Below are 22078 nucleotides of genomic sequence, written 5' to 3' on the forward strand. Positions count from 1 at the left end.
GTTCGACCTCGAGGCGCGCGTCGACGGCCGCGTCCTGAAGGCGAGKGCCCAGCAAAAGGCCGCCGCGCGCGAGACCTACGAGGACGCCATCGAGCGCGGCAAGGCCGCGGTGCTCCATGAAGAGCTGCTGCGCGGCATCCACATGCTGTCGGTCGCCAATCTGCGGCCGGGCGGTGAGATCGAGGTGGTCTCGACCTGGGCGACGACGCTGACCTGCATCGAGGGCGAGGGACGTCTGCGCATTCCGATGACGGTCGGTGATGTCTATGGCCAGTCCGGCCTGCCGGATTCCGACGAACTAGGTCTGGGTGGAGCAAAGCAGGAGGTCGAACTCGCGGTCCGCTGCGCCGATGGAGCTGTCGCACTGGTCGGCGGCGCGCTGGCCGAGGGGCGCGCGACGGTGGCGAACAACGCACCGGTTGACCTCGTGGTAACCGCCTGGACGCCGCGAGACCTCAGGGGGCAGGCTGCGACGGGGCGCACCGTATCGCTGCGCGTCGAGCCGCTGCCGGCAGCGGACGGACCGATCGATGCGGCGATCCTGGTCGACCATTCCGGGTCGATGGCGGGGATCGTCGGTCCAGGCGGCCTGACCCAGCACGAAGCGGCGCGGCGCGGCATCATTACGATCTCCGACCGGATATCCGACAAGGACCGGATCGTGCTGTTCGAGTTCGATGACGATCTCACGCGGGTGACGCTCCCGTCCGATCCGGCAGCCGACGGAGGCGCCGCAACGGAAACGGCAGCAGGAGACCGGCTTCGCGCATTGGCCGGGCGCCTGAGCGAACCTCGGGGCGGGACCGAGATTGGGGGCGCGCTCAGCGGCGTGATCGCGCAGTCGACGGTCCGCGATATCCTGCTGATCACCGATGGCCAGAGCCATGCGCTCGACGTCCATGAACTGGCGCGGTCCGGCCGCTGGATCACTGTCGTGCTGGTCGGTCAAGGCAGCCTCGAGGCCAGGGTCGGCCATCTTGCCGCGCTGACCGGCGGCGAGATCTTCATCGCTTCGGGCGCCGATCTGACTGGCGTGCTGACGGCCGCACTGTCGGCGCTCCGTCGGCGCGCTGAGCTTCCTGCGCGCGTCACTGACAAGCTCGAGCGGCTGACGGCGGTCCGCGGCGGCGCCCGGCTGACGGCGGAATGGCAGGGTCGGGGAGGGGCTTCCGGGGGCGACGACGCCATCGAGCGCGCCGTCTTCGCGCTAGCGGCGGCCCTGGCCTTGCCCGGCCTCGATGAGAAGGGGGCTGCCGCACTTGCCGAGGAAGCCGGACTCGTCAGCMATCTGACGAGTCTCGTCCTGGTCGATGAGGCCGCCGCCGCACAGGATCGCCTTCCCGTCACGCGCAAGATCGGCCTTCCGCCGCCAGGAGTCAGCGTCTCGCGCCCTGCGAGATTGTGTTCGTTCAGCGACTCTTCGACCGGCGCCTCCCCGCTGGCTCGTGTGAAATCGGCGCCGCCGCCGATGAGCCGGAGGACGCACGCGATTGATTGGAGCACGCAGGCGAGACGACTTGCCCTGGGCGATCTCAGCGAACTCGACGCGGATCTGGCCCGACGGATTATCGAGGCGGCGAAACTGCCCGGCGTCGTCACCGAGGCGCAGCGCCGCCATCTCGATCCGGTGTTGCTGGTGATCGCAATTCTCGCCCTGGCCGAGAAGGCGGACCGCGCGGCAGAGCGAGTGGCGAAGGCCATCTGCAAGGGCAGCCTGACAGCGGACCCCGAAGTGGTGCGCCTTWTACTCGTACACGTCCGGGAACCGAAACGGCAGCTCAGCCTTCTGCAGAGCCTCTTTAAGAAAGAGTTTTAGCGGGCGCGTCCGTCGAACTTCAAATTGGCGGCCGGCAACAAGATAGCTGGCCGCCTCTCATACCCGGTAAGCGAGCCGAAAGGCCTTCGGGTGGACTTTGCCGCTCCGCAGCCTCGTACCGTCCACAGAACCCGCTTCCGTTCGAAGCTGGAAAATTCCAGTTTAGCGGCACGGGCTGCGGACGGAGTTTTCGGCATAAGGAACTCGAAATTCACTTAAGGCGCAGATCGCTTTCATCCTGCACCAAGCCAAGGGATGGACGCCGGCTCTCGAGGCGCCGCAAGGCAAGCTTTTGTCTGAAAATGACAAGACCGCTACGAAACGGGGATGCTAGGGCTCCTGCGCTGTCTCGCAGCCCAAAGCGCAATGTCGAACGTCGATGCTGCGGACAGAAACTTGGTGTCGCGCGGATGGAGACGGACCTTTTGACGCTGAGTCATTTGACGTAGCCAAACTCTCAATCGGGCCGCTATCGAGMGCAGTCGATAGCGAGGCCTGCGGGACGTGTTGTGCAATTTTCATCGTTGAAGAATCCGGTTGATGTTGCTCGCGCTGAAGCGGCCTTTGAGGCTGCCTGGGACCAGATCGAATGTACTTGCGCAGATGCTCGAGATTCAAGGCTGCCGGAGAGCGGAGTGCTAGCGGAGAACGACCGCGATTGGAACAACACGCAGATCACGCTGGAAATCAGGCCCCACCCCGCCCTTTTGGGAACGCAGGCCAAGGTCATCGCGCTCGATTACGGAATGCGTGGGCGCAAGGCGAAGATCAAGGTCCGTCCTGCGCTGCTATACTACGCGGCCAGGCGTCTCGGGCTTGATACTGATCCAAGTGCAAGGAAGCCGGAGGCTCAGCAGATCGAGCGCGCAAGGGGATCGGAACAATTTGCCTCGAGCGCAGACCTGCAGGTGAAGTTAGCACGAGACATTGTTCAGTAAGGAATTCTGCAGCCATGAATATTGCTTGGAAAGCTCCACTGGATGCAGACTGGGATGCAGATCAGCTCCAAGTGATCGAGGCGGGTACGGATGCCCGGCTTATCGTCGAGGCGGGCCCCGGAACCGGAAAGACGGCCGTCGCTTGCGCGCGCCTTGCCTACCTGATCAATGAGGAAGATATCGAACCCAGCAATACTTGGATGATCAGCTTCACGAGGACCGCAGTAGCGGAAATCCGTGCACGGCTGCATTCTTACGTGGGCGATGCATCCTTTGCGATTCGGATCGCGACCATCGACTCGCATGCGTGGTCCATCCATTCTGGGCATGATCCGAATGCTAGGCTGACCCGATCGTACGAGGAGAACATCGCCCGAGTCATCGAACTGTTGAAGACTGACGAGGACGTGGCAGACGAACTGTCGCAAATCGAGCACGTCGTTATTGACGAGGCGCAGGACCTCGTCGGGCAGCGAGCGGACCTGATCGATGCTCTGGTGGAACGGCTGCCTTCCGACTGCGGGGTCACGGTCTTCGCCGACGAGGCCCAGGCAATCTATGGCTTCACCGATGACAGCATTGGACGCCACAACGGGGCAATTTCCAAGCCCGGCAAGCCGCTGCTCGACCGTTTGCGGGCCGCGAAAGCACCGGGCTTCGCCACGATGGTCCTGACGGAGATCTATCGCACGACCTCCCCCGGGCTTCGCAAGATCTTCTCTGAACTGCGGAAAGATGTCCTCGATAAACAGAACCACCGTGACGGATTGCACGCCGAGACAGCGGAAAGAATCCGAGAGCTGGCGGACAAGCGAGGTCTGAAGTGGACCCAGATGAAGGTCGCCGACTTCGCCAGCGACGATCTTCTGCTCTTCAGAAATCGTGTCGAAGTGCTCATGGCTTCGCAGTTCTGTGATCTTCCACATCGGCTGCGCCTGTCAGGATATGGCGTAACGTTACCGGCATGGCTGGCGATCTGTTTCTCGGATTTCGTCGAGCCGTTCCTCGCCGAGCGGCGCTTTCTTGACCTTTGGGCAGCGCGCATCGAGAACAAGGTGGCGCCTCAGTACGGGCCGGGCGAAGCCTGGCAGCACCTCATGCGCGTTGCAGGGCGGAAGGATGGCTCCATCGACATGCAGAGGCTGAGACGGCGGCTGGGCCAGACCCGGCCCCCGGTCGAGCTGACTCTCCCTGAGTACGGCCTTCACGGACCGATCGTGGGGACGATTCACGCGAGCAAGGGTCGAGAGGCGAGAAACGTCGTTCTGCTGCTGCCGAACGGTCCGGAATTCGAGAGCATCGAGAATGAGACAGAAGAGGCGCGAGTGCTTTTTGTCGGCGCCACGCGCGCGCGCGCATCACTCAGTGTCGGGGAGAGCAACGCCTTCAGAGCGTCAACGTTAGCATCGGGGCGGGTTCATCGCTCAGCGAGAAACGGTAAATCGACGATGGTCGAGATCGGTCGTGACGGCGACATCACCGCGCGCGGTCTTGTTGGTCGCAGCGAATTCAGCGCAGCCGATGCCTCGGCAGGGCAAGCTTTTCTCACGAAGGTCGCGGATGTTGTCACCACGTACAAACTGGAAACCGATCCCGACCTGGATTGGCGCTACAGGATCCACGCCGGTAGCGAGGGCCCCTGTGTTGGTGCCCTGTCGCGCAACCTCACCTATGACCTATGGGAGATACTTTCGAACAGAGGACAGAAGCAAAGCCACAAGCCACCGAGCTACGTGAATCATGTGAGAGGTCAGGGCTGTGCTACGATGGTTCTGGCCCCGGACGACAGTGATCTTGAGACCCTGAATGAGCCTTGGGCTTCCTCCGGTTTCGTCCTGACGCCGAGAATTGCGGCGTTTCCACCGTTTTTCTTTTTTGGCCGAAGATAACAGTCATCCAAGGAGACTAACGAGGATTTCGCGTGGCCCCTGGACATCCACGGCTGAAGCGTTCGATCGAGACCAAATGTCGAATGCGGGTGCAACTACTGAAGCATGCCATCTGCTTACGGGCTGGGATGCGGAGCAGTTGCGCGAGATCACAGCGGATAGGGATGCTCGGCTGATCGTCGAAGCAGGAACTGGTACGGGCAAGACGGCCGTCGCATACGCTCGTCTTGCACACCTAATAGCAGAAGAATTCATCGAGCCAAGCAACATCTTAATGATCAGCTTCACGAGAGCAGCTGAGGGAAATCTGCAGGGACAATCCAGTCCCTCCGCCCACGACCAAATGCCGCCGCTGCGGGGGCCGCGGCGCCGTGCCTGCAAGCAGGCCGGTCGATCAGGACCAAATACCCCATCTCTTCCGAGAAGCGGCTGCGTTTCATTGTCCGGGTCCTCTTGCGGAGCCAGAACGAACTTCAAACTGGATTAGGAACCCCGCCTCACGGGGGCAAACTTGCGCGCGCCGTTTGACAGATTGTCTCTGAACCGGGGAAGCGGTCGAGCACACGGAAGCCGATTTGCCAGTCGCCATACCAGCTCTCGATCCTGCGTAGGCATTCCGGTGCGGTAACGGGGTCCAATTTCATCTCAACCTGATGACTGAAGCCTGGCATCACGCTCTACCGCTATCGCAAGATCGCGGAACTGCTGCGATCGACGGCTGGCTGGGTCGTCTACGAGCGRGTCGAGCGCATTTGGCGACACGAGGGGCTGAAGGCTCCTGCCCGGAAACCCTAACGAGGTCAGCATTAGATTAGAATCAGGCCACCGAATGGGGCGGCCCAGACGGCTCGTGCGGTGAATAGTCAAGTTATTCTCCGCAGGGAATGCGGATAGTAATGCGAGAAGTGCACGCCTATTATGATGAATAAACTTTAATCATAAAGGATTTTTACTAGAACCTATCGTTTTAATAGCAGTAAAGCGACGTATTAATACTGATTGAGGCGTCAGTTATATCTCGAAAATCGATAATCGGCTCGCGTGTTCGTCCATTGTCATTTTTGCAGAATTTGCAATAACTTATATCCTGTTGACATCTGGTATAAACAACGATACGATGTTGAAATTATACACAATATCTTTATATATTGACGCGTTATTTGATGCCATTATTTTCGAAATTTGTTTTTATTTGTGTCTTGCCAAGTTTTCTGATGGCAACGACTGATCCAATATTGTTCTTGTAAATAAGAAATCAGCGTACGTCGTTCTGAAAGAGAGGCTCGATATGTAAATTCATATCGGCAGCCTACAGGATTGGTATGGGATGCTGCCAAATGACAGATACCCCAGCTCCAAATGTAGATAGCGCCAAGCTCCGGGCCGCTGTGATCAACGCCTTTGTCGGCGCTCAGAGACCACCGGTCACAGAGATGCTTTGCCCTGAGTGCGAGGTCGTCTCGCCGTCTGGCGGCCCCAGTCAGGAGGTAGTCCTTCTGGATAAATGCTTGATCCGGTTCAAGTGGGAGGAGGTTCGTCTAACCAATTTCTCTACCGACGAAGCTTTCCTATCCGAGGCTGAATTAGCGCGATCTGCCTTCGAGGCGCTTAGCGAGCGAGGCATCGCATATTACGCGCCGGCCGCACTGTTGATCGCATTGGAGACCGGGCAGCCTGCAACCCCTCTGCTCGGCTTCCTGATAGATCAGCTAGACCCCGACTGGGTGGGGGAGGACAAGGTTCTAAATGCGTTCGGGCATTGGAACACGGCTCAGGTTGATGTGCTCCTCGAATTCCTGAGTTGGGCCTTCAACGAATTCGAGGCTGTCACCTACGATGCGCAATACGACGCAGTCATCGACTATTGGCGGACACGCCGGGAAGAGCTCATTCGGGAAACGGCCGAGCAGTGTAGCGCTGACGAAGGCCCGCCTTTGTGCGATGATCTCGATCGGCGGCGAGATGTAACCGGTCGCTTTAAGGCCTGGGTGCCGAAGCACCGCAGAGACTATAATTTCAGTGATTTGGTGCCGTACTACGGCACGGACCTCGTTGGCACCTTAGTCGATGCTTGGCCCACCATATTCGGCCACGAGTGTAAGCAATCCTCGGCGCAGCGGTTCCTTGTCCTCAAGCGCGCACTATTCGTTGTGGCGGCCATGGGCGAAAGCGTCCCGCAAAGCGCGGCCGGTCAAGTCTATCGCCATCTCCGTKACCGTTCGCACGAGCCATTGAGCGCTGCGCTATTTCGTGACGCCCTCGAGTCGCTCATACCGAGGGTGGAGGATCTCTCGGACCAGTCCGTCATCAAGTCAGTAAAGCAGGAAGCGCGCCTCGCTTTTGTTTCCTGTTTGAATGGCGTGCTTCGCAGACTAGCCCGCCATCGGCTACTTCCTTCGATTGAACCGTTGACCCTCCGACTGGCGAGGCCGCGGTTCAAACAGACCGCGCCGTGCCTCGCCGAACTGACCCCCTCCGGGCGTACGAACGTACCAGTGGCGCCGGGTGCCGACGTTTCTCTGGATGCGCATGTAGCGGCGATGCTCGATCTGAACGTCGTGCGCCTCGCTGCTCTGCGTGCCTGCCTGGAGCGCGAGTTCACTGCGGAATATGAAGCATTCAAGCGAGGGAAAGAATGGCTCGCGCGGACCGACCTCCCGGATGCGGATGCAGTCGACAACGCCCTGACGCTGCTGAGGCAGAATAAAATACACGGCGAGCGAGGACGTGTTGGACGCAGTCACGTTGAGTGGTTGGCAATTCGTTTGAAGAAACAGCTCCGGCTTGACAGCGATGATGAGCTTAAAGCGGTCACCGTGCGCCTATTGCACAAACGCCTCGGGGGCACCTGGCGCACCTCGGAGATGCCCAATCCTTATCGCTTGCTCCAATATTACTTTGGCAGCACCGAAATCGTCAGGCACTTGGGCGCTTCGGCCCGTGCCACTACCGCGGCGTTCGGACTGCTCCTCATAGACACCGCATTCAACGTCGCGCCCCTGAGTGACTTGCCGGCCGACCCTTTCGTCAGCAGGGCGCRCCACGGTAAGAGGCGCATAGCCACGATCACTGCGCGCAAGATGCGGGCGAAAGGCAAGCGCGTTGAGGGCACACTCCTCAGCGACGGGTTAATTGACGGGGAGGAATCGGAACTCCCAATCCGCGAAGGCGAAGGTCGTCTCTCTGGCACTGAGATTATTTCTCGCTACCTAGAGATGACTGAGCCGCTGCGCGCGCGGGCGCGCATGCAGGGGCTTCCCAAAGTGGCCGAGAAATTCTGGGTATTGAGCGGCGGTCGCTCCGTGAATGACGGTACGATCACCAATGAACTCGGGACAATTGCTACGAACTGGTGGCCGGAGTTCTTGAAACGCAACGCTGGCGATCCTGTCATCGGTGGGCTGCCGATCGCCCGGCAGAACATCCGAGTGACGGTGTTACAGATCAGGGCCGCGCGAAACGGTTTCGGCCATGCAATCGCGCAGGCCATCGCCGAACACGCGCAAGATTCAACTACTATGAGCTATCTAGGTGCTGGCTGGTTCAGGGCTCAACTGGCAAAGCAGATACGTGCGTTCCAGCACCTGTTTGAAGMCGCATTGGCAAAGGGACTAGAGCACGCCGCCGCGCTGCTCGGTATCGAGGACAAGGAGTTTGCCCGTCGGGTAGCCACAGCGGAAGACTCCGGCCTGGACTTTGGTTGTCCGCTGCATCTCGATGCCGAGACGGCTTCTCCTGCCCCGGGACCGACTTGCAATCCCGCTGAGCCCTGTGATGCATGTCCCATACGCCGCTTTGTTCCGAACGACGAGACCTTTCGTCTTCTTTCCCTCGCCCACCTGGCCCTGAAGCGAGCTGAACCCGTCTTCATTGTTCAGAACCCAGAGCGCTGGTTGACAGTGTGGCTCCGTTGGCGCGCGCTCACGGAGGCCTATGTGCGCAAGATTCTGCGCAGCCCACACAAGCGCCAGTTCGAGAAAGTTGCCAAGGCCGTGGATGCGGAGGTTCAGCGGGGAGATGTGACCCTTCCGATCATTGCCTGAGACGCCCCAAACATCGTCCTCGTAAATCCAAGGCGAGCGATCATGATCACCAGCAACTCGTTAGCGGAAACCGCAGCCCGTCCACTTCGCTTTCCAGATGTCGGTACTATACCGCGCGAGGAGCACGACCGGGTCTTAAGTGCATTAGTTCGGCCTCCCATACTGATTGGCGATGGCAGCCTGCTCGACGATGTGTGGCCACTTCGCCCAGACGGACCCCGCGGTCGTCGCTCCCCGCGTAAAATTGATTTCCGGGTACCGATCGCACCTGGGCCAATCCTACTGACTGATCCGGTGAGCCTCAACGATCTCCTGACCGCAAAACTTTACGTTTATTACAGCATCTCGAATGGGCATGAAGGTTGGACGAATTCATCAGAGGTCCTAAAAGGGAACTGGACCTCCTTGCTTTACGTAATTCGTTGGCGCATTGCGCTGGGCTTGCCACGGATGGAGAACTTGACCCAGCCGTGGTTCGACCTCTTCGTTGAGCAGGTGAAGCAGGGAGGGCGCTGGCTACTACTTCCGCACGAGGAGCGTATCAGGCATTACCTCGCCGAGATACGAGACGGGCGTGACGTACTGCCCATCGTAGGCAGGTGGCGTCGTGTCCTAGCCGTCGACGAGGTCGCGCGTCGGCTCGGTGTTTCCGGGCGCCTCCAAATACCAATCTCGGCGTGGAGCCTGGTTCTTGACTATCTGGCATCGGTCGATCCCGTTGCCTACAGGAACACGATGCGGCTTCGGACAGCAGAGATGTCGGAAGAGCCGGACCAAAGCGGCGGAAATGGTCTTACCGTTCTAATGGTGAAAGGTATTCTTCAACCGTTCGAGCGGTTGTGGATTCTACGCAAGCGCCTAGCCCACGACCCCATCGCCTTTCGGGCTTTCGATCATCAGACGACTTGCCATAGCCTCGCCGAGGCGATCGCCTCGCAGGAATTGGAGCGGACGAAGCTGCCGCCTTCAACTCAGGTATGCTGGCTCTTTGACGCCTCCCTGCGCCTAGTCCTCACGTGCGAACCCCATTTGCGGCAAATGCAGGCGGTCGTCGTTGAGGCATTCCGCCTTTACCCGCGGGACGAGAAGGCGGGGTACACGGCGCGCCGAGCCGCCAGCAAGGGCCGCGACGCCTATTTCCGCCGACACCTTCCGCCATTGCTGCGCGCGCTGACGAAATCCATGGAGGGGAGCCTAACGCAAGACGCTCCACTCTTGCCGATCTATACTTGGCGACAAATGAGAATAGGCCTTCCAAAGGAGGGGATTGACGCTCGTGATCTAATCTTCGTTTTGTTGCCAGCTGCCTGTGCGGTGGTCATCGCAACGCTGACAGCTCGTCGCAAGAACGAGATAGTCGGCCTACGTGACGACTGCTTGATCTACGATGATTATGGCGACCCGTTCCTCACCGTTTGGATTCAGAAGACGCTTCGCAGTCTCGACAGGATCCCGGTGCCGATGTCCGTCGTCCGTGCCGTTGAGGTTCTGCTCCGACTTAGTGCTGATTCACGAGCGGAGCAAAACGAGCCATGGCTGTTCTCCTTTAAAGACCCAGGCCCGGGAACTGGGAACGTCGACTTTAAAATGGGTCAGGCTTTGAAGGCCCTAGCGGCTTTCGTGCGGGTCCCGCCATTACCCGATGGCTCGGAATGGGACTTCAAGCCTCATCAGTTCCGGGTGTTTTTTGGCACGACCTACTTTTGGCGATTTGACTATCCATCCCTCACGGCGCTGTCAGACTTCTATGAGCACTTCAACCCCAAAATGACCCATGTATATGTCACCCGCCAAGTGCAGGGGACTTTTCTTCGGCTCGTCGACGAGAAGGAGGCGGCACGCAGAAATCGGAAGACTCGGGCTAGCGCCGACGGGGACGAGGCTACAAGAGCCATTTTCCTTGCCCACGAGCGTGCCCGCGACTTCACAGCGTGTCGTGATTCCTTCGTACTCKAAATTGCGCGCGGTACCATTACTGGCGAGGAACCTCTGTCCGGCTGGGGCGGCGAGGCCTGGAATCGAGAGTTGGAGGCGCTGATAGAGAAGGCGGCAGCCGACATTCACCTGGTCCCGGCCAGCGGCAGTGTCACTACGTTGGACGCGATGCTGCGCGAATGGGCGAAAGGAAAGCACATCGATCCGCATCCGGCTGGACATGGGTTCTGCAAGTGTGGGTCCGATCGTTCGGACCTCGCGGCCGCTGCCTGCCTTGCCGTAAAACGGGAATGCGCGGGAGAGCACTTCGATACTGCTGTAGTCACGGGCCCGGACTACGCTTATGCGGCGGACGAGACTTGTTTGGGGTGCCCGCACAACATTCAGCGACGTAACGCGAACGAGCGCTACTGGTTGGAGCGGTTGGCCGAGGCGGAGCATGCCTCCCAAAAGGCTGCGACAAAACCGCAGCGTCAAATAGCGGAACGCCGAGCCGAGCGCATCAGGGAACACGTTCGGCGTTGCTTCGGTACGCGGAGGTCTCGCACATGAGAGGCGGGGCCGCTACTGGAGAGCTGAAAAGGCAGCGCTGCGACCCTCGGTCCGAAATGACCCGGGCCAAATTTGCCCGCAAGGTCGAGTTGCTCGAGGCCTGGGTGAGAGCAGGCGGCGCGCCACCCGGTCACGACTGGCCGCCCGGGGCGGTAGGTTTGCGGAAATGGAGCGATGAGACGCTGGGTATCGAGGCGTGGGCTGATCCCCATGTTGCCAAACCGGGAGGTCGCTATGCCGATCTTCGTACGCGCTTCGACGAGGCCATCGAAGCACTCGAAAAGCTTGGATTAGGCGGAAACAAAACCGCCATCCGGACACGCCTTCAAGAGGCGAAGTCGCTCAACAAGACTCTGGCGGCGCAGGTGCTTACAATGCGATGCCAACTACGTAAGCATGAAGCCAAACTAGCGCGGAAAGCTGAACTGCTGCGATTGGCGGCCGAGCGGGAGGCTGCGCTGACGTCTGAGTTGGCCAAGCTGCGGCCGCTCCGGCCCGTTGACAATTAGCCATGACCGCGCCCTCGAAAGGCGGCAAGTTTACGGTCTACCAAACAGGGGCGGATTTCGTCCTCGATGGTAAGCCTGCTCCCTGTCACCCCATGGTGCTTCACCCTCGCGGAGTAATCTTCCTTCCCCTTTCCGATTATCTTCACGAGCGCTCTGTGAACAAAAACATCGCCAACGGTAGTGTCTCGGATGAAGCATACATCCTTTGTTCTTGGCTAAACCACCTTTACGAACAGGGGGTGGGTTGGAATGACGCTGACGATGACCAGATTAAGTGCCACGCGCATGCAATGCTGAAACGTGGTGTAACAGACAGGCGAGTCCAGCGCTGCGCAGACGTGATCTTTCGGTTTTACTGGCTTGCGCAGAACCGTCTGGGGCTTGTCAAAAACCTTCTTGAGGACCCCGCGAGTGGAAAGGTTGGGCCGCAATACCCAATATCAGTCCACCTGGGGAGGCACGGCGTGCCGCAGGGTCGCTTCCAATTCACCACGTTAGAGGAGGGGCCGGGCCGCCCAACGCCTGAAGAGCCCGAGGTCGAGCGGATTCTCGATCAGCTGCTCGCCCGAGAAAATGTTGAACGAGCGACTTGCTTTTGGCTCTCGGCAAGCATGATGCACAGGGCGGGGCTACGCGAGCAAGGCGTTGCGGCCCTGACACTCAGCGCCATTGCAAAGGCATTGAAGGACGAAGGGATCCACGCAAACAAGCGCGCCTATAGTCTGCATGCGATAGCTCGAGAGCCTGACGTGCAAAACAGAATCCTTTCGGAACTCGGGAAACTCGGCCTGCGAGGGCGGCGCAAACTCTTCATCCGGGTCACGGAAAAGCGCCGCCGCACGCGAGATGTCGGTGTGCCTATCGAACTCTTCGAACATCTCTTGTTCTATATCTGGACGGCTCGAGCCGAACTTGTGGCCGGCATGTATGCCAAGCGCCGCAAATACAAGTCCTGCGACGCGCTCTTTCTCTCGCTTAAAACAGGGCGCGGACTTCGAAAGAAGAGTATCGGTAACCTCGTCAATTCAACATTCAAGAAACTAGATATACCTGGATCGGCACATCGGCTGCGGGCGGCTTTCGCGGAGAGTGTGGTGCGCGAATGCTACCTACGTGCTCGCGCAGCTCATGGTGCGGCGTGGGACCGCAATGCCGTCTTGCTCGAAGCGGCAGAGGCGCTTGGTCACAAGAGCACCAGAAGCCTGGTACACTATCTAAATCGCATCATGCGAGAGCTCGAACTGGTCGAGGGCGAGCCTGTCCTGGTGACCTCTCCTTCCGACGTTGAAGATGTGAGGGCAATGGTGAGCTTCATAAACAGCGGCAATATCCATTTTGCAAATGAGATGCGCGCACTGCTGGCGAAGCATGGCCATACATCACAGCGAGCTTCGATAGCCGCCCATTGAACCACTTCACCTGATGCTGAAGACGCAGGCGCGTCGAGCGGTCCCTGAAGCCGCATACGGTATGCGCGTGCAATGCCCCATTTTAGCTTGGTGCGGTCTACGCCGCCGCGGCCGCATACGCGCAGCAATAGGGCAAAATTTCATCCTCCTTTGGCAGATCGGCCGGCGCCAGATTGACCGTGATGCGCTTGGCCGGCAGCGCCAGTCCCGATGCGATCAGCGCGGCACGCACTCGCTCGCGGCTTTCCGCCACCGCCTTGTCCGGCAAGCCGACCAGAAGGAAGGCGACGCCGCCCGCTGTGACCTGGACCTGCACGTCGACGGCGCGCGCCTCGATGCCCTCGAACGCAACCGTCGCGACCCGCGTGACCATCCGCGCCTCCCTGTTCCCTTGGGGGAGGCTAGCGAATGCTCAGCTCACTGGCAAGAACATATCGGGAACTCAGGCCGGCGCCACGCTGGCCCGCCGCGCCCCCACCTGACGCAGCAGGACGGGGGCTGCGATGACGAGCCCCGCCAGGACACTGGCCGGGGTCGCCAGGATCATCGGCAGGGCGGCGATGCCGACGACAACGCGTTCCCACATTGCCAGCGGGGCCAGGAACCAGCCGGCGAAAGCGGCAGAGAGGAAGGTGATGCTGGCGATGCAGGCCGCGGTCGAGCCGATCAGCTCGGTCCAGGTGAAGCCCGGCGCCATGATCAGCATCGAGGGAGAAAACACGAAGACGAAGGGTACCAGCACCTTGCCGAGCGCCAGCCGGAAGGCGGTGTTGCCGGTCTTGAACGGATCGGCGCCGGCCATGCTCGCTCCGGCATAGGCTGCGATCGCGACTGGTGGGGTCACATCGGCGAGGACCCCGTAATAGAACACGAAGAAATGCGCCACCAGCGGGTTGACGCCGAGCAGGCCGAGCGCCGGCGCGGCCACCGTCACCATGATGATGTAGTTCGCCGTGGTGGGCACGCCGCAGCCGAGCAGGATGCAGACGATGCCGGTGAGCAGCAGCGTGAAGAACAGCGTCGCCGACTTGATGTCGAAGGGCAGGAACGGCACGAGATCGAGCACGCCCTTGGCCCATTGATCGGCGAGCGAGGTCACGATCCAGGAGATCTTGAAGCCGACGCCGGTCAGCGTCACCACGCCGACGATGATGCCGACGGTCGCCGCCGCCGCGCCGACGCCAATGGCGTATTTGGCGCCGAGGATGAAGGCATCGACCATGTCGTTCATGCGCCGGCGCCCCTCGTCCGAGCGCATCAGCACGCCATGCGCCATCACCGCGAAACAGGCCAGCGTGAAGGTCGCGTTGACGCCGGGCACGCGCAGGAACTCGGTTGGCGCGGCAAGGCCGATGGCGAGCGCGAAGGCGAGGGCCGAGGCGGCGCGATACTGCGCGAGGCCAACCAGCATGCAGCCGGTGATGCCCCAGAACGCAGCGAGATAGGGCGTATAGCCGGTGAACAGCACCAGGATCAGCGCAAAGAGGGGCGCGATCGTCGGCCAGTCGCGGGCAAAGACTTCACGGAGATTCGGAATCTCGGCATCGGTCAGGCCGCGCATGCCGGAGCGCTTCGCCTCGAAATGCACCTGCATCAGCACGCCGAAGAAATGCATGAAGGCGGGGATGATCGCGGCGATGACGATCGTCGCGTAGGGCAGGTTCAGGAATTCGACCATCAGGAAAGCKGCGGCGCCCATGATCGGCGGGGTGATCTGCCCCCCGGTCGCGGCCGTCGATTCGACGGCTGCCGCAAAATGGCGCTGGTAGCCGAGCCGGATCATCATCGGGATCGTCAGTGAGCCGACCGTCACGGTATTGGCGACGGAGGAGCCCGAGATCATGCCGAACAGGGCGGAGCCGAAGATCGAGATCTTTGCCGGTCCGCCGGCGAAGCGCCCGGCGAGCGCAGCCGCTACGCCGAGGAAGAGCCGGCCGAGCCCGATCCGCGTGGCGAGCACGCCAAACAGCACGAAATGGAAGACATAGGTTGCGACCACGCCAAGCGCGACGCCATAGACGCCCTGGCTGGTCAGATAGAGATGGTTGACGAGGGTCGACCAGGTCGCGCCCGGGTGCAGGAAGATGCCGGGAAACCAGTTGCCGAAGATCGCGTAGACAATGGCGAAGAGCGCGATCATCGGCAGCCCCCAGCCGATCGCGCGCCGCGTCGCCTCGATCATCAGCACGATGGTGATCGTGCCCATGACGACGTCGAGCGTAGAGGGATTGCCGACGCGGAAGACCATGTCCTCGAAGATCCAGGGCACGTAAAGGCTCGAGATCGCCACCGCGACGGCGCAGATCCAATCGTAGAGCGGCACGCCCCCCGGCCGCAGCAGCGTCGAGGCGTGCACCGTCTGGGCATCGCTCTTGCGGGCCGAGAACACCAGGAAGATCAGGCTGAGCACGAAGGCGAGATGGATGCCGCGATGCGTCGTCTCGCGCAGTAGTCCGAAGCCGGCCGTGTAGTAGTGGAAAGCCGAGAGTGCGAGCAGCAATCCGCCGATGATCAGCGAGGTGCCATGCGGCACCTTGCGGAACTGCATTTCCGGATCGAGTTCTTCCTCGAGCTTGGCGAGTTCGGCGGCGGAGGGCTGGGTTGTCATGTCAAAACTCAACGGCAAACCCCTCTCCCGGATGGGGAGAGGGGCAGGGGTGAGGGAAAGCGAGGTCTGAACGGGGAGGATTTGCCGGAGGCCTCTCGCGTGAGGCCTCGCGCCGTCTCCCTTGGCCCCTTTCCCATGCGGGAAAGGGGAGGTCGCGGCGGCTTACTTCAGTAGCCCGGCTTCCTTGTAGAACTTCTCGGCGCCGGGATGCAGCGGCACGCCCTGCAGGCCCGACAGCGCGGTCTCCTTGCGGATCGCCTTGCCCTTGGCATGGCCGGCATCGAGCGCGGCGCGGGCCTTGTCGCTCCACAGGGCCTTGGTCACGGCATAGACGGTGTCGGCAGAAACCTTGGCGGAAGTCACCCAATGCGCGCCGACGGCGACGGTCTTGATCGCGCCGACATCCTTGTACGTGCCGGCCGGGATTTCGTCGGCGGCGAAGAAGGGGAACTCCTTGGAGAGCTTCTCGGCCTGCGGTCCGGAGATCGGCAGGATGTCGATGCCCGAGCCGGTCGAGGCCAGCTCCGAAATCGCGGCAGCGGGGAAGCCGCCGGTGAAGAAGAAGGCGTCGACCGAGCCGTCCTTCATCTTCTCGGCTGCCTGGTTCGGCTTGAGGAATTCGGCCGAGATGTCCTTCTCGGTAATGCCATAGGCGTTGAGGATCGCCTTGGCGTTGAGCAGCGTGCCGGAGCCCGGCTCGTCGAGCGAGACCTTCTTGCCCTTGAGATCGGCGACGCTCTTCACATTCGAGGCCTTGCGGACGACGAGATGGACCGACTCGGGATAGAGGTTGGCGATCGAGCGCAGATCGGCGACCTTCGGCTTGCCCTCGTAGACGCCGGTGCCGGAATAAGCCCAATAGGCGACATCAGCCTGGACGAAGCCGGATTCGGCCGCGCCGCCGACGATCGCGTTGACATTGGCGACCGAGCCGTTGCTGGCGACGGCCGTTGCGACCAGTTGCGGGGGCGCCGAGATCGCATTCGCGATCAGGCCACCGATCGGGTAGTAGGTGCCGGCCGTGCCGCCCGTTCCGATGCGGAAGAAGGCTGGCGCCTGGGCAAAGGCGAGGCCCGCTGCAAACGCAACGCCGCCGAGCACGAGACCTGCGGCCGCAAGTTTCGATCTGAAAGTCATGGTCATGTCACGGAAGCTCCCTATGAACCCGGGAGTGTTCGCAGCTTTTGCCGGCTGATCAAGTGCGCGACTGGCAATGCCGGCGCGTTTTGCACGCAGGGCGCGCAATAGTGTGGCTAATTCGGGGCACAGGGGGGCGGCCCCCGGTGCAGCGCGGCCCGTCTTAGTGTCCGTTTGCGCCGCCGGCCTTGCCCTGCGCATCGCCGGAAATCCGGTCGCTGAGAGCCATCAACAGGCCCGAGCTGACGAAGACGAGATGGATCGCGACATACCACATCAGGTCGCGGTCGCTGGTGCCCTTCACGTTCATGAAGGCCTTCAGCACCTGGATGGCGGAGATGGCGACGATCGAGGAGATCAGCTTCAGCTTCAGCCCGGAGAAATCGATCTTCGACATCCAGTCCGGCCAGTCGCGATGCGCATTGGTATCGATCTTCGAGACGAAATTCTCGTAACCCGAAAAGATCACGATCACGATCAGGGAGCCGGTGAAGGTCAGGTCGACCAGCGCCAGCACGCCGAGGATCACGTCCGCTTCGCTGGCRGTGAAGACATGGCTCAGGACGTGGAACGCCTCCTGCAACGCCTTGATCAGCAGCCCGGCGAGGGCCAGCACGAGCAGGATGTAGAACGGGGCAAGCAGCCAGCGGCTGGCGAAGAGGATGGATTCCAGAATTCGGGTCGCTGCGGAGGGCCGGTGAACGGGCCCGTTCCCGGCTTCCATCTCGCGCTCGCCCATCGTCCTGCCCCTGCGTGATCGTCTCGACGCTTCTTGCCATGATGCGAAGAAGCCCCGCAAGCGAGCCTGCGGGGCCTCCTTATCGGTTTGGGGCTGGGCGTGATCAGGCGTCGACGCCGACGCCGATCYGGCAGGCGACGCCGGTGCCGCCGAGGCCGCAATAGCCTGCCGGATTCTTGGCGAGATATTGCTGGTGGTAGTCCTCGGCGAAATAGAAGGCGGGCGCGTCGAGGATTTCCGTGCTGATCGGTCCGTAGCCGCGCGAGGCGAGGGCGCTCTGGTAATCTGCCTTGCTGCGTTCGGCAGCCAGCTTCTGTGCCTCGTCGAAGACATAGATGCCGGAGCGGTACTGGGTGCCGACATCATTGCCCTGCCGCATGCCCTGCGTCGGGTCGTGATTCTCCCAGAAGGTCTTGAGCAGGGCCTCGTAGGAGAGCCTGGCCGGATCGAAGACCACGAGCACGACTTCGTTATGCCCGGTCAGCCCGCTGCACACCTCCTCATAGCTCGGGTTGGGTGTGATGCCTCCGGCATAGCCGACTGCGGTGACCCAGATGCCGTGCTCGATCTGCCAGAACTTGCGTTCAGCCCCCCAGAAACAACCGAGGCCGAACAGGGCCTTCTGCGTCCCGGCGGGATACGGGCCCTGCAACGGGCGATCGTTCAGGAAATGGCGCTCGGCTGTCGGGATCGGCTCGGACCGGCCGGGCAGGGCCTCGGCCGGGCTGGGCAGGGTCGTCTTCTTGCGCAGGGAGAACATGATCGGCTCCATCCTCCAACAGTTGCTCCCGAGATAAGCATGGCGCCGCCGTTCCGACAGGCGCTCGCCCTGCATGGCCCTTCACCGTCGCGTGACGATACCGACCTGCGGCTCGGGCCTCGCGCCGAGCCAGAGCAGGAGGAAACCGAGCACCAGCGCGACCAGCGCGACGGGCGACCGCATCAGCGAGAGCAGCATCGGGTCCCAGAGCAGCGGATGGAGATTGCGCTCGATGGCTGGCTGCAGCAGCGGATAGCGCGTCGGCAGCAGAATGAGGAGGATTTCGCCGAGCGGCGTGAACTGAAGCGAGGAATTGGCGATCGAACGCGCGCCGTCGATGACCAGCGCCACGAATCCGCTGGCGACAGCAAGATAACCCAGCAAACGGATGAAAAAACGCAGCATCCCGCCCCATTCCCCGCACGCGCCCTTCGCATCCGATGTGCCCATTCGGGCACGGCTTTGCAACCTTGTCCGGCGCTCTCCACGCAAGAATACGAAAAGCGCGTTTCAGGCCTTGAAAGAAGCCGGCTCGGCGGTCATAAGCAGCCCGCCGGACAGGTGGCCGAGTGGTTGAAGGCGCACGCCTGGAAAGTGTGTATACGGGAAACCGTATCGCGGGTTCGAATCCCGCCCTGTCCGCCATTTCAAAACAGAACCGGCCACGTCGAGCGTGGTCGATTTTTGCGCCGGGTCCTGCGGCAAGGGGCCTGAGCAGATCCCCTTTCGATGCCATGATGCGCATCTGGCTTCCCGTAACCTCGACGCGTTGGGGCGGCGCCCCGAGGTGACCGCGGGATAATCGTCGCTGCGGGCTGCATTCGCGCTCTGGCCGCTTTTCGCGAATATGCGAACCAGCGAGGCATGACGACCTTCTGCCCTGAACGTTCCAGCGGGGTCCGCACGCGGTCGGCGCCGGCTCTCGCCTGATCCCGGATCGCCTCGGGGCCGGTGATGTGGCCCTTCAGCGCCGGACCGTCCCGAAAGGGCTCCACCCGCTTCACCGGGGCGGCTCGCTACCGTGAATGACGCCAATATGCCGCAGCGAGACGGCAGCGAGGATGGCGAGGAGTGAAACGCTCACGGCACTGAACATGGCCGCGGTGCTGAACCCTGCTGTGAACGCAGCCTGCGCCTCTTCCATCAGGCCGACAGGCAGCTGCGACGCAACCGAGGATGCCGCCCACAAGCTGTCTCCAACGGCCTCTTGCGCTTGATGACCGAGATGATCAGGCATGCGGTCGAGCATGGCTCGGCGATAGATGGCGGTGGCGAGGCTGCCAAGCACTGCAATGCCGAGCGATACGCCGAGGTCCTGCACCGTCTCGGACATCGCCGATGCCGAGCCTGCCTTGTCGGCGGGGGCCGATCCAACCACGAGGTCCGTACCCAGCGCAGCGATCGTGCCAAGCCCGAGATAGGCCAACGAGAAGCCGGCGACGACAATGGCCACGCCGGACGCGCTGTTATCCAGTTGGGTCAGCATCAGATCAGCATCAGATAGCCCGCAACCGACAACCCCAGCGCTCCGGCCACCACGAAGCCGGGGCGAACGCGCCGGGCAATCAGCGGTGCCGTGACGCCGGCCGCGACCATGGCAAGCGCGGGCGGCCCCATCCAGAGACCCGCGACCAGTGGAGAAAATCCGGCCACGAGCTGCAGATATTGCGTGACCAGCAGCATCGAGCCGCCGACCGCGACGAGGCCAAAGAGGAGCACGATCAACGCCACGCTGAAAGCTCTGTTGGCAAACAGCGACATGTCGAGCAGCGGGTCGGCGAGGCGCTGCTGCCGGCGCACGAACAGCGTGGCGAAGGCAAGTCCCATCGCAATGGCGCCGACCGGATGAAGTCCGAAGCCATCCTTGGCGACCTGCTTGATGCCATAGACCGAAGGCAGCATGGCGGCGAGCGAAAGGCCGACGCTCGCAAGGTCCAGCCTGCCGACATGTGATGCGCGATACTCGGGCAGAAGGACAGGCGCCAGCAAAAGCAGCAGGCCGACAACGGGCACGGCTATGAGAAAGGCTGCACCCCACCAGAAATGCTCCAGCAGTACGCCGCCCACGACCGGTCCAAGCGCCATGCCGAGCGCGAACATGGTCGCCCAAATTCCAAAGCCAAGAGCGCGCTGCCTTGGATCGGCGAACATGTTCGTGATGAGCGCCAGCGTCGACGGCATCAGCGTTGCGGCGGCTACTCCGAGCACTGCCCGGGCCGCGATCAGCATCACGGCACTCGTGGAGAAGGCGGCGAGCGCCGAGGCGACGGCGAAGGCAGCCGCCCCCATCATCAGAAGCTTGCGGCGGCCGATACGATCGCCGAGCGTCCCCATGGTGATCAGGAAACCCGCTATCATGAAGCCGTAGGCATCCATGATCCAGAGCGCTTGCACGCTGCTCGGTTGCAGGTCGGCGGCAAGCGCCGGAAGCGCCAGGTGAAGCAGCGTCAGGTCCAGACCGAGCAGGATTGTCGGCAAGGCCAACAGCGCCAGCCCGAGCCATTCGCGTGCCCCAGCTGTTCCAGGCGGTGAGGCGGTGCCTTCTGTCGTCGTTCTGGAAAGGGGAAGATCGGGTTCGTCCTGAGAAGTCATGCTGCCTCCTTGTCGCGGCGGGACTTTCGAGGCACGGTCATCCTGTTACAATATAAGAAATTATCCTGTTGCTGGAGGTAATGGTCTTGTCCGGTCGTACATTTGCGCGCACGCGAACCGACCTCTCGGGTTTCCTGATGCGTCGCAGAAAGAAGCTCACGCCAGTCGATGCGGGCCTGCCCTCAACCGGCCAGCGTCGCACGCCGGGGCTCCGGCGAGAGGAGCTGGCGGCACTCGCGGGCGTCGGCCTGACCTGGTACACATGGTTTGAGCAGGGTCGAGACATCCAGGTCTCGGAAGGCTTTCTGCTCAAGGTGGCGAAAGCCCTGAAACTGGACGATGCCGAGTGCAGCCATCTGTTCCTGCTGGCGCACAGACGACCTCCGCCACCTGAAKCCTATCAATGGCCATCCGTCAGCCCGCTCATCCAGAATTTGCTGGATGATCTCGTGACGCGACCCGCCTATGTCGCCAACTTGCGTTGGGATGTCGTTGCCTGGAATGCGACCGCGAACGATGTATTCGGCTTCGCAGATCGCGAGCAACGGGACCGCAATGTCATGCGCCTGGTCTTTGCCGATCCGGCGTTCCGCCAACGCCTTCCCCAGTGGCGCGAGGAAGCGCCGAAGCTTCTCGCGCAATTTCGCGGTGATCTGGCCGCGGTTCCAGACGATCCGGCGATGTTGGCGCTGGTTGATGAACTGAAGACGCTGTCCCCGGATTTCCGCCGATGGCTCGAGCAACCGAGCTTGGAGAGCTACGCTCGKGGCATCGGGGCCATCCTGGATTCAGACGGCACCGAGCTCGGCTTCCTGCACGAGATGCTGACTGTAGACGAGTACCGGCACCTCAAGATGGTCGTCTATTTCCGGCGGTAGGAAATGGCTTCGCATCATCGCTTCATCGATCGTCTGCTGGGTACTTGCGGGCAGGTCGAAGAGGTGAGGAGCGAGGGACGATACCGCTCATCTGAGGCGGATCTCGCGTGGCGTGTTTTGCCGGTTAGAACGCAGAAAGCCCGCAGCGTTTATCGCGGCGGGCTTGAGTGTTTTTTGGGATTTTTGGTTGCGGGGGCCAGATTTGAACTGACGACCTTCAGGTTATGAGCCTGACGAGCTACCGGGCTGCTCCACCCCGCGGTAATGGGAACG

At 61.5% G+C, this 22078-nt stretch carries 16 protein-coding genes, 2 tRNA genes and 1 pseudogene; 10 read left to right on the forward strand and 9 right to left on the reverse strand.

Annotation, left to right across the window (positions count from 1 at the left end):
• From AC1DJT_RS17100 to AC1DJT_RS17135, 8 genes are all read left to right on the forward strand, one after another.
• Positions 1-1816, forward strand: a 1816-nt coding sequence (locus AC1DJT_RS17100) for a VIT domain-containing protein (RefSeq protein WP_476834498.1), incomplete at its 5' end; no start/stop codon positions are given.
• A gap of 635 nt (positions 1817-2451) precedes the next feature.
• Positions 2452-2754: a BrxR family transcriptional regulator gene (locus AC1DJT_RS17105; protein ID WP_476769474.1), complete on the forward strand. Its 303-nt coding sequence runs from the start codon at positions 2452-2454 to the stop codon at positions 2752-2754.
• Positions 2755-2768: 14 nt separating this feature from the next.
• Positions 2769-4643 (forward strand): UvrD-helicase domain-containing protein, encoded by a 1875-nt coding sequence (locus AC1DJT_RS17110; protein ID WP_476834499.1) that lies wholly within the window; start codon positions 2769-2771, stop codon positions 4641-4643.
• Positions 4644-4719: 76 nt separating this feature from the next.
• Positions 4720-5130 carry a UvrD-helicase domain-containing protein gene (locus AC1DJT_RS17115; protein WP_476769472.1) on the forward strand — a complete coding sequence of 137 codons (411 nt, stop codon included), beginning with the start codon at positions 4720-4722 and terminating at the stop codon, positions 5128-5130.
• 1021 nt (positions 5131-6151) lie between these two features.
• Positions 6152-8686 (forward strand): hypothetical protein, encoded by a 2535-nt coding sequence (locus tag AC1DJT_RS17120; protein ID WP_476834500.1) that lies wholly within the window; start codon positions 6152-6154, stop codon positions 8684-8686.
• A gap of 42 nt (positions 8687-8728) precedes the next feature.
• Positions 8729-11173 carry a hypothetical protein gene (locus AC1DJT_RS17125; RefSeq protein ID WP_476834501.1) on the forward strand — a complete coding sequence of 815 codons (2445 nt, stop codon included), beginning with the start codon at positions 8729-8731 and terminating at the stop codon, positions 11171-11173.
• Positions 11174-11229: 56 nt separating this feature from the next.
• Positions 11230-11682 (forward strand): hypothetical protein, encoded by a 453-nt coding sequence (locus AC1DJT_RS17130; protein ID WP_476770083.1) that lies wholly within the window; start codon positions 11230-11232, stop codon positions 11680-11682.
• Positions 11683-11837: 155 nt separating this feature from the next.
• Positions 11838-13091 carry a hypothetical protein gene (locus AC1DJT_RS17135; protein ID WP_476834502.1) on the forward strand — a complete coding sequence of 418 codons (1254 nt, stop codon included), beginning with the start codon at positions 11838-11840 and terminating at the stop codon, positions 13089-13091.
• Positions 13092-13236: 145 nt separating this feature from the next.
• Here AC1DJT_RS17135 and AC1DJT_RS17140 read toward each other — a convergent pair.
• From AC1DJT_RS17140 to AC1DJT_RS17165, 6 genes and pseudogenes are all read right to left on the reverse strand, one after another.
• Positions 13237-13464: pseudogene (locus tag AC1DJT_RS17140) on the reverse strand (magnesium chelatase domain-containing protein); the annotation flags it as partial.
• 69 nt (positions 13465-13533) lie between these two features.
• Entirely contained in the window at positions 13534-15699 is a 2166-nt protein-coding gene (locus tag AC1DJT_RS17145; protein ID WP_441506294.1) for a TRAP transporter permease, read from the reverse strand.
• 162 nt (positions 15700-15861) lie between these two features.
• Positions 15862-16836, reverse strand: coding sequence for a TAXI family TRAP transporter solute-binding subunit (locus AC1DJT_RS17150; RefSeq protein WP_441506421.1), 975 nt, complete (start codon positions 16834-16836; stop codon positions 15862-15864).
• A gap of 163 nt (positions 16837-16999) precedes the next feature.
• A complete protein-coding gene (locus tag AC1DJT_RS17155) occupies positions 17000-17575 on the reverse strand; it encodes a TIGR00645 family protein (protein ID WP_441490419.1) in 576 nt (191 codons plus the stop codon).
• A gap of 103 nt (positions 17576-17678) precedes the next feature.
• On the reverse strand, positions 17679-18335 hold the full coding sequence (msrA, locus tag AC1DJT_RS17160; protein WP_476834503.1) for a peptide-methionine (S)-S-oxide reductase MsrA: 657 nt from the start codon (positions 18333-18335) through the stop codon (positions 17679-17681).
• Between the two features lie 81 nt (positions 18336-18416).
• Positions 18417-18740: a hypothetical protein gene (locus AC1DJT_RS17165; protein WP_441506292.1), complete on the reverse strand. Its 324-nt coding sequence runs from the start codon at positions 18738-18740 to the stop codon at positions 18417-18419.
• Positions 18741-18890: 150 nt separating this feature from the next.
• Here AC1DJT_RS17165 and AC1DJT_RS17170 point away from each other — a divergent pair.
• Positions 18891-18980: transfer RNA gene (locus AC1DJT_RS17170), tRNA-Ser, on the forward strand.
• A 355-nt stretch (positions 18981-19335) separates the two neighbouring features.
• On the opposite strand, the gene AC1DJT_RS17175 is transcribed toward AC1DJT_RS17170, so the two are convergent.
• Both AC1DJT_RS17175 and AC1DJT_RS17180 read right to left on the reverse strand, forming a co-directional pair.
• Positions 19336-19821 carry a hypothetical protein gene (locus AC1DJT_RS17175; RefSeq protein ID WP_476834504.1) on the reverse strand — a complete coding sequence of 162 codons (486 nt, stop codon included), beginning with the start codon at positions 19819-19821 and terminating at the stop codon, positions 19336-19338.
• Positions 19821-20927, reverse strand: a complete 1107-nt coding sequence (locus AC1DJT_RS17180) for an MFS transporter (RefSeq protein WP_476770079.1) — start codon at positions 20925-20927, stop codon at positions 19821-19823. The genes AC1DJT_RS17175 and AC1DJT_RS17180 overlap by 1 nt, the downstream gene beginning before the upstream one ends.
• 68 nt (positions 20928-20995) lie before the next feature.
• Between AC1DJT_RS17180 and AC1DJT_RS17185 the strand changes: the two genes are divergently transcribed.
• Positions 20996-21805 (forward strand): helix-turn-helix transcriptional regulator, encoded by an 810-nt coding sequence (locus AC1DJT_RS17185; RefSeq protein ID WP_476834505.1) that lies wholly within the window; start codon positions 20996-20998, stop codon positions 21803-21805.
• A gap of 184 nt (positions 21806-21989) precedes the next feature.
• On the opposite strand, the gene AC1DJT_RS17190 is transcribed toward AC1DJT_RS17185, so the two are convergent.
• Positions 21990-22066, reverse strand: a tRNA-Met gene (locus AC1DJT_RS17190).
• Between the last annotated feature and the right edge of the window lie 12 nt (positions 22067-22078).

This window comes from Allobosea sp. 05T422_2 (assembly GCF_056396265.1).

Excerpts from the sequence above, each read along its gene's own strand:
- AC1DJT_RS17150 (WP_441506421.1), bottom strand. The coding sequence starts at position 16,836 with ATGACTTTCAGATCGAAACTTGCGGCCGCAGGTCTCGTGCTCGGCGGC.
- AC1DJT_RS17115 (WP_476769472.1), top strand. The coding sequence starts at position 4,720 with ATGTCGAATGCGGGTGCAACTACTGAAGCATGCCATCTGCTTACGGGC.
- AC1DJT_RS17110 (WP_476834499.1), top strand. The coding sequence starts at position 2,769 with ATGAATATTGCTTGGAAAGCTCCACTGGATGCAGACTGGGATGCAGAT.
- AC1DJT_RS17130 (WP_476770083.1), top strand. The coding sequence starts at position 11,230 with ATGACCCGGGCCAAATTTGCCCGCAAGGTCGAGTTGCTCGAGGCCTGG.
- AC1DJT_RS17175 (WP_476834504.1), bottom strand. The coding sequence starts at position 19,821 with ATGCTGACCCAACTGGATAACAGCGCGTCCGGCGTGGCCATTGTCGTC.
- AC1DJT_RS17165 (WP_441506292.1), bottom strand. The coding sequence starts at position 18,740 with ATGCTGCGTTTTTTCATCCGTTTGCTGGGTTATCTTGCTGTCGCCAGC.
- AC1DJT_RS17180 (WP_476770079.1), bottom strand. The coding sequence starts at position 20,927 with ATGACTTCTCAGGACGAACCCGATCTTCCCCTTTCCAGAACGACGACA.